Source organism: Arthrobacter sp. AQ5-05 (assembly GCF_003287975.1).
Lineage (GTDB): Bacteria > Actinomycetota > Actinomycetes > Actinomycetales > Micrococcaceae > Paeniglutamicibacter.
Genome location: NZ_QMKQ01000013.1, coordinates 1 through 14,049, shown reverse-complemented (window position 1 = coordinate 14,049; position 14,049 = coordinate 1). Strand labels below are relative to the sequence as shown.

At 65.6% G+C, this 14,049-nt stretch carries 14 protein-coding genes; 12 read left to right on the top strand and 2 right to left on the bottom strand.

Features of this window, described 5'->3' with window-relative positions; genetic code table 11:
* The first annotated feature begins 49 nt into the window (after nucleotides 1–49).
* From DQ353_RS12320 to DQ353_RS12310, 3 genes are all read left to right on the top strand, one after another.
* Nucleotides 50–664, top strand: a complete 615-nt coding sequence (locus tag DQ353_RS12320) for a metallophosphoesterase family protein (RefSeq protein ID WP_181578367.1) — start codon at nucleotides 50–52, stop codon at nucleotides 662–664.
* A 194-nt stretch (nucleotides 665–858) separates the two neighbouring features.
* Nucleotides 859–2,136: an NAD(P)/FAD-dependent oxidoreductase gene (locus tag DQ353_RS12315; RefSeq protein ID WP_113763048.1), complete on the top strand. Its 1,278-nt coding sequence runs from the start codon at nucleotides 859–861 to the stop codon at nucleotides 2,134–2,136.
* A gap of 360 nt (nucleotides 2,137–2,496) precedes the next feature.
* Nucleotides 2,497–3,282, top strand: coding sequence for an SDR family oxidoreductase (locus DQ353_RS12310; protein ID WP_113763118.1), 786 nt, complete (start codon nucleotides 2,497–2,499; stop codon nucleotides 3,280–3,282).
* A gap of 64 nt (nucleotides 3,283–3,346) precedes the next feature.
* On the opposite strand, the gene DQ353_RS12305 is transcribed toward DQ353_RS12310, so the two are convergent.
* Nucleotides 3,347–4,201 (bottom strand): SDR family oxidoreductase, encoded by an 855-nt coding sequence (locus tag DQ353_RS12305; protein ID WP_113763047.1) that lies wholly within the window; start codon nucleotides 4,199–4,201, stop codon nucleotides 3,347–3,349.
* Nucleotides 4,198–4,827 carry a uracil-DNA glycosylase family protein gene (locus tag DQ353_RS12300; RefSeq protein ID WP_113763046.1) on the bottom strand — a complete coding sequence of 210 codons (630 nt, stop codon included), beginning with the start codon at nucleotides 4,825–4,827 and terminating at the stop codon, nucleotides 4,198–4,200. Before DQ353_RS12300 ends, DQ353_RS12305 begins: the two co-directional genes overlap by 4 nt.
* A gap of 113 nt (nucleotides 4,828–4,940) precedes the next feature.
* Here DQ353_RS12300 and DQ353_RS12295 point away from each other — a divergent pair, with 113 nt between their 5' ends.
* The 9 genes from DQ353_RS12295 to DQ353_RS12260 all read left to right on the top strand — a co-directional run bounded on the left by DQ353_RS12295 (nucleotide 4,941) and on the right by DQ353_RS12260 (nucleotide 13,942).
* Nucleotides 4,941–5,453 (top strand): nucleoside deaminase, encoded by a 513-nt coding sequence (locus DQ353_RS12295; RefSeq protein WP_113763117.1) that lies wholly within the window; start codon nucleotides 4,941–4,943, stop codon nucleotides 5,451–5,453.
* A gap of 146 nt (nucleotides 5,454–5,599) precedes the next feature.
* Nucleotides 5,600–7,189, top strand: a complete 1,590-nt coding sequence (locus DQ353_RS12290; protein ID WP_113763045.1) for an AMP-binding protein — start codon at nucleotides 5,600–5,602, stop codon at nucleotides 7,187–7,189.
* Nucleotides 7,190–7,383: 194 nt separating this feature from the next.
* The gene (locus tag DQ353_RS12285; protein ID WP_181578366.1) at nucleotides 7,384–8,991 is read left to right on the top strand and encodes an SH3 domain-containing protein; all 1,608 of its coding nucleotides are present in this window, start codon (nucleotides 7,384–7,386) and stop codon (nucleotides 8,989–8,991) included.
* Nucleotides 8,992–9,013: 22 nt separating this feature from the next.
* Nucleotides 9,014–9,178 carry a MerR family transcriptional regulator gene (locus DQ353_RS21690; RefSeq protein WP_181578365.1) on the top strand — a complete coding sequence of 55 codons (165 nt, stop codon included), beginning with the start codon at nucleotides 9,014–9,016 and terminating at the stop codon, nucleotides 9,176–9,178.
* A 216-nt stretch (nucleotides 9,179–9,394) separates the two neighbouring features.
* Nucleotides 9,395–9,748: a GyrI-like domain-containing protein gene (locus tag DQ353_RS12280; RefSeq protein ID WP_113763043.1), complete on the top strand. Its 354-nt coding sequence runs from the start codon at nucleotides 9,395–9,397 to the stop codon at nucleotides 9,746–9,748.
* Between the two features lie 452 nt (nucleotides 9,749–10,200).
* On the top strand, nucleotides 10,201–10,857 hold the full coding sequence (locus DQ353_RS12275; RefSeq protein WP_220094010.1) for a DsbA family protein: 657 nt from the start codon (nucleotides 10,201–10,203) through the stop codon (nucleotides 10,855–10,857).
* 19 nt (nucleotides 10,858–10,876) lie between these two features.
* Entirely contained in the window at nucleotides 10,877–11,770 is an 894-nt protein-coding gene (locus DQ353_RS12270) for a cytochrome c biogenesis CcdA family protein (RefSeq protein ID WP_113763041.1), read from the top strand.
* Between the two features lie 108 nt (nucleotides 11,771–11,878).
* Entirely contained in the window at nucleotides 11,879–12,265 is a 387-nt protein-coding gene (locus tag DQ353_RS12265; protein WP_502696399.1) for a LexA family protein, read from the top strand.
* Between the two features lie 387 nt (nucleotides 12,266–12,652).
* On the top strand, nucleotides 12,653–13,942 hold the full coding sequence (locus DQ353_RS12260) for a Y-family DNA polymerase (RefSeq protein WP_113763039.1): 1,290 nt from the start codon (nucleotides 12,653–12,655) through the stop codon (nucleotides 13,940–13,942).
* Nucleotides 13,943–14,049 lie beyond the last annotated feature (107 nt).

Here is a 14,049-nt window from a genome sequence, read left to right as displayed (position 1 = left end):
GCTGAAGCCCGCCCGGCACACCGGGGAGGCGGGGAAAGGGGCGGAAACAATGGGAAGCACCTGGTTTACCGCTGATACCCACTTCGGGCATGCCCGCATCATCGGTTCCTGCAACAGGCCCTTTGTCGATGCCGCGGAAATGGATGCCGAGATCATCAGGCGGTGGAACCAGGTGGTGGGTGCCGCGGACACCGTCTGGGTGCTGGGGGACTGGGCTCTGGGTGACAAGGCTCGCGGGCTCGAGATCGTCTCGGAACTGCACGGCACCAAGCACCTGGTGGCAGGAAACCACGACGCCTGCTGGCCCGGACGCATCGGGGCGCAGCGCCACCTGCAGCACTTCATTGATGCGGGCTTCGCCTCCGTGGAGGCGTTCGCGCGCGTCAAGCTGCCCGTGACGGTGAAGAATGCGTCGGGGCGCAAGGTGCTGCTCAGTCATTTCCCGTACGCGGGGGACTCCCCCGGCGGTGACCGCTATGCGCAATTCCGGTTGTGTGATCAGGGCGCCTGGCTGTTGCACGGACACGTCCACAATTCCTTCGTGGTCTCGGGCCGCGGCATCAACGTCGGGGTTGATATGCACGACTTCGCCCCGGTCGGTGCCCTGGCGCTGGCGCGAATGATCGATTCGATCGAGGATGACGGCGCGCCGGGCACCGCTTGACGGGTCAGAAACCCGTGCTCCGAACGACTCGACGCAGAAAAAATGAAAAAGAAACATCTTTGCCGTATTTAATGCAAGCGACACGGGATTGTGGTCTGCGTCACCGATGAAAAACGAAGTCCCGTTGCTTCACGCCGGATTTCCCGCCAAAGTTGAGCTCAAGTGTTCGAATGATCTTGAATGGAGTGTGAACCATGGCCAGCGTAACGACGCCTGAGCATGTTGTCATCGTCGGTGCCGGTTTCGTCGGCCTGTCCACCGCCTGGTACCTGCAGGAGGAAGGCGTCAAGGTCACGGTTGTTGACCGCGGCGGCGTGGCCTCCGGCGCTTCGTGGGGCAATGCCGGCTGGCTTACCCCGGCGCTGACCCTGCCGATCGCAGAACCGTCGATCTTCTCCAGCGGACTGAAGATGATGATGGACCCGGCCTCCCCGCTGTACATTCCACTCAAGGCCAACGCCAAGCTGCTTCGCTTCCTGATCGGGTTCACCTGGCACAGCACCCCGAAGAAGTGGCAGGAAGCCATGCGCATCTACTCCGAGCTCGGCACCACCGGGCTTGACGCCTTCGACGAGATCGCCGAGGGCACCAACGCGGGCCCGGGCGTCGTCGAGAAGACCAAGCCGGCCAACCCGTTCCTGACCGGCTTCAAGTCGCTCAAGGACCGCGACGGACTGCTCCACGAGTTCGACATGATCCGCAAGACCGGCGGCAACGTCGAGTTCGACCTGCTCACCGGAGACGAGCTGCGCGCCATCGAGCCGACCCTCTCCGACAGCGTGGCTGCAGGCGTGGCCATCAAGAACCAGCGCTTCCTGAACCCGCCGAAGTACATGGAGTCCCTCGCCGAGTCCGTCATCGCCCGCGGCGGCGACATCGTGGGTTCCTACAACGTCACCGACATCCGTGACAACGGCAGCTCGGTCACCGTCATCGGCTCCGAGGGCCGTTCGATCACCGCCGACCACGTGGTCATGGCCACCGGCGCCTGGCTGAACGACATGACCAAGAAGTTCGGCGTGAACGTCGTCGTCCAGGCGGGTCGCGGCTACTCCTTCACCGTCCAGCCCGAGGTCATGCCGACCCACCCGATCTACTTCCCGTCCCAGCGCGTGGCCTGCACCCCGCTCGGGGACCGCTTCCGCATCGCCGGCACCATGGAGTTCCGCGACGCCAACCACCCGTTGGAACCCAAGCGCATCGAGGCCATCGTCGCCGCGGCGGCCCCGGTCTACAAGGGCATCAACTGGGAAAGCCGCAAGGAAGAATGGGTCGGCGGACGCCCCTGCACCGCCGACGGCATGCCGTTGGTCGGTGCCACCCGTTCCCCGCGCGTGCACGTTGGCGGCGGACACGGCATGTGGGGCGTGGCCCTTGGCCCGCTGACCGGAAAGATGATCGCCGCCGGCATCCTCGGCAAGGAAAAGCCTTCCGTGGCACGCCACTTCGACCCGTTGCGCAAGGGCTTCTAACCCCCCCTCGACAAGGCCTTCCGAACCCCCGGCGATCAATGTGGAGCCAGCCTCCGCATCGAACACCGGGGGTTCGGGCGCGTCCAGGCAGCTTTTGGTGCGTGGCGCCATGGGTGGCGACGAGCCCGAACCGCTGGGTGACCGGCCATGCCTGGATGAAGGGTCCCAATCCTTGCTGAACCATAAGTGAAAAGCGTACGTAGCAACGGTTTTTGGGTTCGGGGCGGTTCCTGCTATCGGTGAAAGCGGGTAGCCTGCACGGGCCTCGGCGGTATCGTGGGTTGCACGGGCAGGTCCAGCAGAAGCGAGTCCGGGCAATCCGCCCCGCCGCATATGGACCCCTCGGGAAAGGCAACCTCCATGAGAACATATGTCGTCACGGGATCCGCATCGGGCATCGGTGCCGCAACCGCAGAATTGCTGCGCGAGCGCGGACACAAGGTGATTGGCGTGGACCTGCGCAACGCCGAGGTGAACGCCGATCTCTCCACCGCCGCGGGCCGCGCCAGCGCCGTCGCCGACACCCTGGCCGCCGGAGGGGGAAGGATTGACGCGGTCATCGCCGCTGCTGGGGTCTCGGCCCCCCGGGCGTTCACGGTCTCGGTGAACTTCTTTGGCGTGACGGGATTCCTTGAGGGCCTGCTGCCGGCACTGTCGGCATCGACCGCACCGCGTGTCGCGGTGGTGTCCTCCATGGCTTCCCTGCAGGAGAACTCCGAGGCGCTGGTCGAGGCCATGTTGGCCGGCGACGAGGACGAGGCGCTGCGCATCGGCGGCGAGCTGGAAGCCCAGGGCCCACTGCCCGGCTACTTGAACTACGCCTCCTCGAAGCGTGCGATCTCCCGCTGGGTGCGCCGCGAATGCATCACCGCACCTTGGGCCGGGGCGGGCATTCCGTTGAATGCAGTGGGCCCCGGAACCGTCATCACCAACATGACGCGCGAGTTGCTTGCCACCGAAGAGGGCCGCAAGATGGCCGACGACAACGTGCCGATGCCGCTGAACTACCACTCCGAGGCAGTTGTGGTTGCCCGCCTGCTTGCCTGGCTGACGAGCGAGGAAAACACGCACGTCACCGGCCAGACGATATACATCGACGGTGGCGCCGATGCCAGCCTGCGCGGAGACGACATCTGGTCCAAGTAGTGCTTTCGCAGGCGTCGACGCGCGGGGGTCGCATCCCCAGGGAAGTGTTGACGGGCGGCGGGGCTCAGGGGTGGCGCACGCCTTGGCCCGCAAGCACGCTCGCATAGCCTTCGCGATAGGTCGGGAAGGTGAATTCGAAGCCGGATGACAGCAGCCGGGCATTGGACAGACGCCTGTCGCCGCCGCGGTTCACCGGGGCGGCTCCGGCCCCGGGACGTGGAACGCCGAGGCTTTCGGCCAGGAACCCCTGGACCTCCGCCAGGTCCGCCGGCTCATGGTCCACACCCAGGTAGAGCAGCGCGGGCGCGGCGTCCATGGTGCACAGTTGCACGATTGCGGCAGCCGCGTCGTCGCGGTGTATCCGGTTGGTCCACACGGTCTTGTCCGGGGTGCGGGCGTTGCCGGTGCGCACCTGGGTGATCAGGTGGTTGCGGCCGGGCCCGTAGATGCCGGCCAGGCGCAGGACGATCGGCGCGGATGCGCGCTCGCGCACCAACGCCTCGGTCTCGGCCAGGATCCGGGCCGTTGGGGTGCGCGGGGAGACCGGGGTGCTCTCATCGACCCAGCCGCCTTCCGCATCGCCATAGACCGCGGTGGAGGAGATCAGCAGGAAGCGCTTCGGTTCAACGCCGTCGCGTGCCAGCGCATCGAACACGCGACGCGCGGCCGAAAGATAGGTGCGCCGGTAGGCCTCTTCGCTGCGTTCGGGCGCGGCGGGAGTGAAAACCACGATGTCCGTGTCGGCATCGATGGTCGGCAACTCGGTGCCTGCATCGCCAAGGTCGACCCGGCGGGTGCCGAAGGAGGCAGGCAAGAGCTCGGGGCGGCGGCGCCACGCGGTGACCCGGTGGCCGGCCGCAATGAAGCGGAGCCCCGCCTCGGTGCCGAGATCCCCGGCACCGAGAACAAGGACCTTCACTTGCCCGCTGGCCGCAATCCGGCCCGCGCCATGGCGTCGGTGTATGCGGCAACCATTTCATCGAACCAGGCCTGCTGCTTTTCGGCAGATCCCAGGAACGCGCGGTCCGCAGTGGAACGCACCTCGTAGATCTTGATGCCGCGCTGGTTGATGACCTGTTCCCCGCCGGCCTTGATCCAAGCCTGTACCAGGCGCTTGGCCTCGGTTCCGTGGGCCACGATCGCCGAGGTGCGGTACGCGATGCGCATGAGCTCCTTCAGCGGGCGGATGCCGGCCTTGACCTGGTCCGGGGTCAGCTTGGTGCCGCCGTCGGGCAGTTCCCACGGAAAGACATTCCAGGGGATGCCAAAACGCGGCTCCAGCCCGGCAGCCTCATAGACTGCAGCAAGCCGTGCCGCGGTGGGATCGTCGTTGCGCAAGGACAGGAAGCCCGAAGAAGTTCCGGGACCCGGCGCGATTTGCAAGGAAATGACCCGAGCCTCATCCACGTCGTGCACCGGATCGATGAGCGGAACCCGGGAACCGGGCTGTTGGTCCTGCAGCTTGCGACATAATGCCGTGAGCTCGGCGACGGAATCGTCCTCCACCTTGCTCAGCTGTTCTTCAAAGTACTCGGATTGGCTCATTATTCACCTTTCGCCCTCCCGTTGAGCCTACGCCGAATATGGCTTTGGTGCATTCCGCCTGTCCATGGCATGCCGCGGTGGGCAAAACGACACACATGTCGCATGATGGGGCCATGGAACTGACCCGCTTGGACATTGACCACCTGACCCGCTGTGTTGAACTGGCCGAAGAGGGCCTGGAAGCCGGCGACGAGCCCTTCGGCTCGATACTCGTCGATGCAGACGGGGTTGTTCTCTACGAGGGCCGCAACCACGTGGCCGAAGGGGATTCCACGGCGCATCCCGAGCTGGCCATTGCGCAGTGGGCACTGGGCAACCTGGAGCCGGAGCGCCGGGTAGCGGCCACGGTATACACCTCGGGGGAACATTGCCCGATGTGCGCCGGCGCCCATGGTTGGGCCGGGCTGGGACGCATCGTCTTCGCCGCCTCGGCGGCCATGCTTGACTCCTGGCGCCGGGAGTGGGGTGCCGCTCCAGGGGCGGTGGCCGCGCTGCCCATCAACCTGGTGGTGCCCGGCATCCGGGTGGACGGCCCCGCCGACGAACTGGTGCCGCGGCTGCGCTACCTGCATTTCCAGTCGTTCCAGGAATCCCAGCGCGGAACGGCATCTGCCGACGGGTCCTAAGAACCACCACGTATCCTGGGACTCGGTGCCAGATTGTGAAACTAGATTCCAAGCCTTAGTCTGGTGCGGGGCAATTGTCGCCCGCGTCACATGCCGCCTTGGCGGCTGTGGCCGGAATTATCGCTGACGACCGAAACGAGGAGCACATGGGCGTGCAACCACTGGCCAACCACTCGGAACTGACACCACTGCGATTCCTGCAGCGCTCCGTGGAGGTGTACCCGTCCAAGGCAGCCATCGTGCACGGGGCACGGTCCTACAGCTATGCGCAATTCGGGGCGGAGGTGCAGCAATTCGCCAAGGCGCTGGCCGCGCGAATTGAGCCCGGGGACCGCGTCGCGGTGCTGGCGCCGAACATCCCCGAAATGCTGATCGCCCACTACGCCGTCCCGCTGGCCGGGGGTGTGCTCGTGGCATTGAACACCCGGCTTTCGGCCCGCGAGCTCGGCTACATCATGGAGCACTCGGCAACGAAGCTGCTCTTTGCCGACTCGGAGCTCCTCGGTGCGGTGGAGACGCTGCGCGCAGAGGTGCCGACCTTGGAAGCGATCATTGAGATCCAAGATGCCGAATTCACCGGCGGCAGGCCCGACGTCCTCGTGGATGGCACCTACGCGGAGTTCATGGCCGTTGGCGCAGGGCCGGACCTTGTGTACGCGATAGCCGACGAACGGGCTCCGATCGCGCTGAACTACACCTCGGGAACCACCGGCAAGCCCAAGGGCGTGCTGTATTCGCACCGCGGCAGCTACCTGAACTCGATGGGGGAGGCCTTCCACCAGGGATTCGACGCGCACACCCGATACCTGTGGACCCTTCCGATGTTCCATTGCAATGGGTGGTGCACGCCGTGGGCGGTCACCGCGGCCGGCGGCACGCACCTGTGCCTGCGGGCGGTCCGCGAGGAACCGGTGTGGGACGCGATCGACGACCTCGGGGTCACGCACCTGTGTGGTGCCCCGACCGTCTGCTCCATCATCGCCGATTCGTCCCGTGCCCACGAGCTGGAGCGCGGCATCAGGATCACCACCGCCGGAGCCCCGCCCTCGCCGGCGATCATCCGGAAGCTGCAAAAACTGGGCATCGAGGTCGTTCACGTCTACGGCCTCACCGAGGTCTACGGGCCCTACACGATCTGCGAGTACCAGGACGACTGGGACGGGCTGGATACCGAGGCCAAGGCCCAAAGGGTTTCGCGGCAGGGCGTGGGCATGGTCCAGGCGGAATCGGCGCGCATCGTGGATCTGGACATGAACGACGTGCCGGCCGATGGGGAAACCATGGGCGAGATCGTGCTGCGCGGCAACAACGTGATGATCGGCTACTACCGGGACGAAGAAGCCACCGCCGCGGCGTTCGCCGGAGGCTGGTTCCACACCGGGGACCTGGGAGTGATGCACCCCGACGGCTACATCCAGCTCAAGGACCGCGCCAAGGACATCATCATTTCCGGCGGCGAGAACATCTCGACCATCGAGGTTGAGCAGGCATTCGCCAGCCACCCGGAGGTCCTTGACGTGGCGGTGATCGGCGTGCCGGACGAGAAATGGGGGGAAACCCCGGTGGCCTACGTGATCCGGTCCAGCGGCTCACAAATCGACGCGGCTGCGTTGCAGGCACACGCCCGCACGCAACTGGCGGGCTTCAAGGTTCCCAAGACCATCCACTTCCCGCAGGACCTGCCGCGGACCTCCACCGGCAAGGTGCAAAAGAACGTGTTGCGGCAACAGGCATAGCGCCACCGTGCCTTGGCATGTTTCGGCGGTCGGTCGTCCCGGGAAAGAGTCCCTGGGGCGGCCGGCCAATTTCTAATCACTCGTGTCCCACCCGTGACATCAGTAACTCTGGACACATAGGGTGTACCCAAGCGCGTACCGATCCACAGGGATTGAAGTTTCACGGTCAATTCCCTTTTGAAGGAGTCAGCACCATGGGCACACAACCACTTCTTTCCCTGCGGCTTGCCGCGGCGACGTTTGGTGCGACGATGGCGGTCGGAGCGCTGGCCCCCGCGGTGATGGCAGCGCCGGCACCCGTGACCTCGCCCCAGACGCATCTGGTCGTCGCGAAGAAGCCAGTAGCGCCGCGTGCACAAACCACCACGATCATTCGAACGACCGCGAACCTGAACCTGCGACAGAATCCCGGCACCCACCACAAATCGCTGGTGGTGCTGGCGAAGGGCACGGCTGTCGCCCGGACCGGCAAGGCCAGCGGCGCCTGGTGGGAGGTGAAGGCCGGGTCGCGGACCGGGTGGGTGAGCTCCCACTACCTGGCGAAGAGCACCGTCGCTGCTCCCGCGCCCCAGGCCGCAGCGGGATATCGAACCAATGCGAACCTGAACCTGCGACAGAATCCCGGCACCCACCACAAATCGCTGGTGGTGCTGGCGAAGGGCACGGCTGTCGCCCGGACCGGCAAGGCCAGCGGTGTCTGGTGGGAGGTGAAGGCCGGGTCGCGGACCGGGTGGGTGAGCTCCAACTACCTGGTGAAGTCCGGCGGCACGATGCCCGCACCGGCGCCCGCACCCACCGCGACCCACCGGACCAGTGCGAACCTGAACCTGCGCCAACACCCCGGCACACACTTCACGTCGCTGGTGGTGCTGGCGAAGGGCACCGCGGTCGCCCGCACGGGCCAGGCCAGCGGTGCCTGGTGGGAGGTGAAGGCAGGCTCCCGGACCGGATGGGTCAGTTCGCAATACTTGGTGAAGACCACCGGCCAGGTGCCCGAACCCGGCCCGATCGCCGGCGCCAACCGCTGGGTGGACGGCACGCAACCGATGTACGCGAAGGCCTCGCTGTCCTCAAGCCGCCTGGCCGTGCAAACCGACGGGACCAAGGTGCGGCTGGTCAAGAGCGCAGGAAACTGGTCGTACATCGAAACTCCGGCCGGCCAGGGCTGGATCCCGAGCTCGTCGCTGGCCACCAGTGAACCGAACAACAATTCCACCTCGTATCGCTGGACCGCCTACGTCGCAAACGTCCGCACCGGTCCCTCGACCTCCTTCAGCTCCCTGGGGATCCTGCCCGCAAACGAAAAGATGGCCTACCTGGAGTCCTCCGACGGATGGTCGCAGGTCAAGACCTCGAAGGGCACCGGCTGGATCAAGAACACGCTGCTGACCAGCGTCGAATACCGGGCGCCGAAGGAGCTGCAGCCCATGGCCCGGGCCATGGTCAAGGACGTGCAGGAGCGTTTCGGGACCGGCATCAGCAGCGTCGGCGGCTCGCGCGCCGGATCCATCGGGCACAGCTCGGGGCTGGCCGCGGACTTCATGATCAAGGACCATTCCTCGGCCGCCGGCATCGAGGCCGGGGACCGGATCGCCGAGCACCTGGTGGAAAACCATGAGCGGCTGGGGATCAGCTACCTGATCTGGCGGGACAAGCTCTGGCTCGCCGAGGACGGCCAGTGGGGGCCGTACTCGACCGGCGGCTGGGGCAAGCACCTGGAATCCTCGCGCGGATGGAATGCGACCACCTTGCACATGGACCACATCCACGCGGAAATCTCTTCTGCCCGGGCCAACAATTAACCAAGGCCCATGGTGGCTGACCTTGACCCAGGACAAGGAAAAGACCGAAGCGATGAACCACGAAAAGCTCTTAAGCATCGGCGCCTTTGCCCAGGCGGCCATGCTCTCGCCCAAGGCCCTGCGGCTCCATGGCGATCGTGGGCTCTTGGTGCCGGTATCCGTGGACCGATTCGCCGGATACCGCTAACACGATCCGGTTCAACGCAGCTGGGGGCCGCCTGATCGCGATGTTGCGCGCGGCGTCCATGCCGCTCGAAGGCATCTCCAAGTTCCTGGCCCTGGGTCGGCGGACCCCGAAGGCGCGCTGGAGCAGCTGGCCGCCTACGAATCCTCGGTCCGGAACACCACCGAATCGACTTCCACCCTTCTCGCCGCCGTGCGGGCACACCGCAAGGGACAGGACATGGATAACATCAATACCGTTCTGGAACCAGAACGACACCTGATCTCGATCATGCTGCGCACCTTCGTCGACGGCCTTGACACCGGGAGGAGACAGGGTCTGGAACAACTGCAGCCCTTCGCCGAAGCCGAAGGGCTCGTCGTCACCGGCGACCCGTTTGGCATCTTCCACCAGGAAGTCACCCCGGACTCCGACGGGCCGCTGGAAGTTTGCCTTCCGGTGGACGGACTCGCTGCCGGTGCCGTCGGCACCAACGGCGCACCGGTGCGCAGCTACCGGCTCGCCGGAAGCCGCTACGCCAGCATCCGGGTCTCCGGGGCCGAGGAGGCCTTCCCGGCGATCCTGGCGGCCTAGGACCAGACCTGCAGCTGGGTCGAGGAAGCTGGTGCCACCGCGGTGGGACCACCGCACGAAATCTGGCATGTGCCGCCGTGGGCCGACGAGCCGGCGGAAATGACGGTGGCCTGGCCCTACGCGTAGGAGCAGGCCAAAGCCGCTCGATGCAGGGGGAGCCGCCGCGGCGGACCGCATGCAGATATGCCGACCTCCGCGGTGGTGCCCCGACGCCAATTCGCCAAGTGCACTTCACTTCGATACGTTCAAGGGAGGAAAACACCCCCGCCCAGCCTCCGCACCAACTGGCCTTCCCATCCCCATGGGGACGCCGAAGCGTCACGGGGGTACGAGGGCCCAACCGGGAAGGAACCGGTGTCTCGGACATGACGGAATCCCCTGCAACACCAACCAAGGCGAAACTGCCATGGTTCTGGATTCTCCCGATTCCGGTGGCCCTTGGATTGGGCATCGTGATTGGGCTGCAAATTGCCGCACCCGGTGAATCCGCCCCGTCCCCGGCGGCCGCGGCGACGCAGGAAAGCCCGGGCCCGAGCCAAGCGGCACCCTCGGAGACCCGGCAACGGATCAACGTGGAACGACGCGACGCCAATGACCCCACCGCGGTCGGCGAACTCGATGCACCGGTTGTCATGGTCACCTATTCCGACTACCAATGCGGCTACTGCGCCAAGTGGGCCTCCGAATCGTTGCCGACCATCCTGGACAGGTATGTCGCCGGGGGACAGCTGCGCATCGAGTACCGCGACATCATGTTCTTTGGCGAAAACTCGCGGCAAAGCGCCGAGCTGGCCGTTGCGGCCGGCAAACAGGGCAAATACCAGGAATTCCACGACGCGATCTTCGCCAAGGGGGCCACCGCCAAGGACGCCGACTACTCCGCCAAGGGCATCGCGGCACTGGCCGAGCGCATCGGGGTTGATGCCCAGCGGTTCACAGCAGACGCGGCGCACGCCGACACCGCGGCCCTGGTGCAGAAGAACCACGACGAGGCAGGCGCCCTGGGCGTCACCGGAACCCCGACCTTTATCGTCAATGGCCGCCCGTTGATCGGAGCCCAACCACTGGAAGCCTTCGTCCAAACCATTGACGAGGAACTGGCCCGCTAGGGCCGGACGGGGGAAACCGATGGACATCGGGCTCGGATACGCACTTGTCGGCGGAATGCTCGGGGTTTTCAGCCCCTGCAACGCATTGCTGCTGCCCGCGCTCTTTGCGACCATCTCCACCTCCCGTGCCAAGCTGTTGAGCCTGGGCTCTGTCTTCCTGGCCGGCTTGCTCCTCGCCCTGGTCCCGCTTGGACTGGGAATGGGGTGGCTGGGTGGAAACATCGTCCTGGACCGCGGGCTCTTGCTCGCCGGCGCCGGGTGGGTGCTTGTTGCCCTGGGTGTGTTGACGGCATTGGGCGGCGGCATCGATTTCGCCCGCTTCCTTCCGGGCAAACCCCGGCCCGTGGCCGGTTCGTTGGCCGGCACCTTTGCCCTGGGCGCGGTATCCGGGGTGGCGGGGTTCTGCACCGGCCCGGTGCTGGGCGCGATCCTCACGTTGGCGCTGACCTCCGCGAGCCCGGCCCGCGGCGGGACGCTGCTGGGGCTCTACGGAGTGGGGATGGTCCTGCCGATCATGTTCATCGCGATGGCGATCCGCAGGCTCGGCCACCGCTCGGTGCGTTGGATGCGGGGCCGCCGGATCAGGGTGGGAAGGCTGCGCCTGCACACGACCTCGCTGCTGATGGGAGCGATCACCGCGGCCGTTGGGTGGCTCATGATCTTCACCAACGGCATGGCGGCCGTCCCCGAGCTGTTGCCCCCGAACGTGATTGCTGCGATCGAAAACCTGGGACGGCAACTGGACATGGTGGTTCCATCATGGGCCTGGACCGCCTTGGTCGGCGCCTTGCTGCTGGCCTGGTGGCTCAGCGCCGCCGTGCGCCGCACCGGGGGGATGGCCCCGGTTGCACCAGCGGATGACCCCGCATCCGACCAGATGCCGCGGGAAGAGAACGTCTCCGAAAAACGGTAGCCGGGCCCCGCACCCGTGGTCTCCGCTGGTAGGCTTGGCATCGAATCTATGTTCTATGAAAGTCGGGGGCTCATGTTTGGAATGGACCTGCCGCAGCCACCCGCCCCGATGCCGGAATCCCAGGGACCGGTCGGCGCGGTCGAAGCCATGGGCTTCCCTTCCCCGGCACGGGACTACTACGGCGGCGGAATCGACTTGAACCGCCTGCTGATCAGGGACAGGACCTCGACTTTCCTCATGCGGGTCTCGGGCAACTCGATGGCATCATCCGGGATCAGCCACGGCGACGAGGTCATCGTGGACCGCGCAGGGACCCCGCGGGACGGTTCGGTGGTCATCGCGGTCCAAGACGGGGAACTGGTCATCCGTCGGCTTGTGTCCCGCCGGGGCACCATGGTCCTGTCCAGCGACGAGCAACCGGTTGAGCGGGCCGAGGCGATCACCGAGGAAACCACCATCTGGGGCGTCGTCACCCGGTGCCTGCACCATGTGTAGCGGTGCATTCCCCTTGAGGTGTTACCCCGTGAAAGGGAGATCCCCGAGATCTTTTGGTCGCTTTTCGTGCTTGTGGACAGTGAGGCTCCCCCTCTTCGCCCAGAGCCGGACCTGTAGGCGGACGCGGATTCCATGGCGGTACCTGGCCGGTGGCATGGGCATGGAAGCCGCAGCGGAGGGACCCGACTCCTATGTAAATGACTTTAAGAATCTAGACGCATGCAAGACAGTGGCCGTGAAAGATCCGCTCGTGCCAACGGTCGATGGCCGCCCGCTTCTGTCCACCCGTCGAAACGGCATCCGGGAAGCCCGGCTCCCCGAGGGAGCCGTGGCGTTCCTTCGCGAGTCACCGGCCTTCGGTTTGCGGTTGAACCGCTCCGAGACGCCATGACGGAGCGGATTGCGCTGGTGGACGTGAACAACTTCTACGTGTCCTGCGAGCGGGTCTTCGACCCGAAGCTCATTGGCAGGCCCGTGGTCGTCCTGTCCAACAACGACGGGTGCGTGGTGGCGCGCTCGCAGGAGGCCAAGGACCTGGGGATCACCACCGGCGCACCCTTCTTCAAGGTCAAGCAGTTCATCCAAAGCCACGGCATGGCCGTGCGCTCGAGCAACTACGAACTTTATGGGGATATGAGCGCCCGGGTCATGGAGGTGCTCTCGCGCTTTGGCACCTGGCAGGAGGTCTACTCCATCGACGAGTCCTTCATCGGCGTCCAGGGCAACCCCGGACAACTCGGTGAACTGGCCACTCGCATCCGTTCCGCCGTTGGACGCAGCGTCGGGGTCCCGGTCTGTGTGGGCGTGGCGCCGACCAAGACCCTGGCCAAGTTCGCCAACCACGTCGCCAAGCGGAACGCGCACCTGGACGGTGTGTGCTCCTTGGATTCCATGGACCCGCAAGTGGTTGGGGACATCCAGTCCAGGGTTCCCGTCACCGACCTGTGGGGTGTCGGGGCCCGCACCGGAGCAAGGCTATCGGGCATGGGCATCTCCACCATCGCGGACCTCAAGGCGGCCGACGTGACCGACATCCGCAAGAAGTTCTCCGTGGTGCTCCAGCGCACGGTCCTTGAACTGAACGGGACCCCGTGCATTCCCCACAACGAGGAACGCGCAGACAAGCAACAGATCATGTACTCGCGGTCCTTCTCCAACCCGGTGACAACCATCGAGGACATGGCCGAGGTCATGTCCATCTATGCGCAGCGCGGGGCCGCCAGGCTGATGTCCGACGGACTGTGGGCCATGCTGCTTACCATCACCGCGGGAACCAGCCGTTTTGCCTCCGGTGAGGCCTCCTTTCCCTCGATCACGCTCAAATTGCCCTCGCCCACCCAGGACCCGATCCTGCTCACCCGCCTGGCGGTCGGGGCCATGCGCGAAATCATGCACCCCGGAGCCTCGTACGTCCGCGGCGGGGTTGTGCTTTCCGGCTTGCAGCCGGAGCCCGGGCAGGCAGCCTTCGGGATCTTTGAAGAGGAAATGGCCGAAACACACGTCGGGGACGTGCTGGGCGCGGTCAAGGCGAAATTCGGGAACAAGTCCATTGGGCTCGGCTCGGGCGGACTGGCCGTGGAACCGGGATGGTCGATGAAGCGGGACTACTCCTCGCCCAAGTTCACCACCGATTGGGCCGACATCCCGGTGGTGAAGGCTGAACCGCCCCGGGTTTAATGGAGGGTGTTGAATCCTTGAAAGGATGAACACCATGGCACCACCGAAGAAATATCCAGATGAGCTTCGCCAGCGAGCAGTCCGCCTCGTGATGGACGCCCAGAAGA

Excerpts from the sequence above, each read along its gene's own strand:
- DQ353_RS12320 (WP_181578367.1), top strand. The coding sequence starts at position 50 with ATGGGAAGCACCTGGTTTACCGCTGATACCCACTTCGGGCATGCCCGC.
- DQ353_RS12315 (WP_113763048.1), top strand. The coding sequence starts at position 859 with ATGGCCAGCGTAACGACGCCTGAGCATGTTGTCATCGTCGGTGCCGGT.
- DQ353_RS12310 (WP_113763118.1), top strand. The coding sequence starts at position 2,497 with ATGAGAACATATGTCGTCACGGGATCCGCATCGGGCATCGGTGCCGCA.
- DQ353_RS12300 (WP_113763046.1), bottom strand. The coding sequence starts at position 4,827 with ATGAGCCAATCCGAGTACTTTGAAGAACAGCTGAGCAAGGTGGAGGAC.
- DQ353_RS12295 (WP_113763117.1), top strand. The coding sequence starts at position 4,941 with ATGGAACTGACCCGCTTGGACATTGACCACCTGACCCGCTGTGTTGAA.
- DQ353_RS12290 (WP_113763045.1), top strand. The coding sequence starts at position 5,600 with ATGGGCGTGCAACCACTGGCCAACCACTCGGAACTGACACCACTGCGA.
- DQ353_RS12285 (WP_181578366.1), top strand. The coding sequence starts at position 7,384 with ATGGGCACACAACCACTTCTTTCCCTGCGGCTTGCCGCGGCGACGTTT.
- DQ353_RS12280 (WP_113763043.1), top strand. The coding sequence starts at position 9,395 with ATGGATAACATCAATACCGTTCTGGAACCAGAACGACACCTGATCTCG.
- DQ353_RS12270 (WP_113763041.1), top strand. The coding sequence starts at position 10,877 with ATGGACATCGGGCTCGGATACGCACTTGTCGGCGGAATGCTCGGGGTT.
- DQ353_RS12265 (WP_502696399.1), top strand. The coding sequence starts at position 11,879 with ATGCCGGAATCCCAGGGACCGGTCGGCGCGGTCGAAGCCATGGGCTTC.
- DQ353_RS12260 (WP_113763039.1), top strand. The coding sequence starts at position 12,653 with ATGACGGAGCGGATTGCGCTGGTGGACGTGAACAACTTCTACGTGTCC.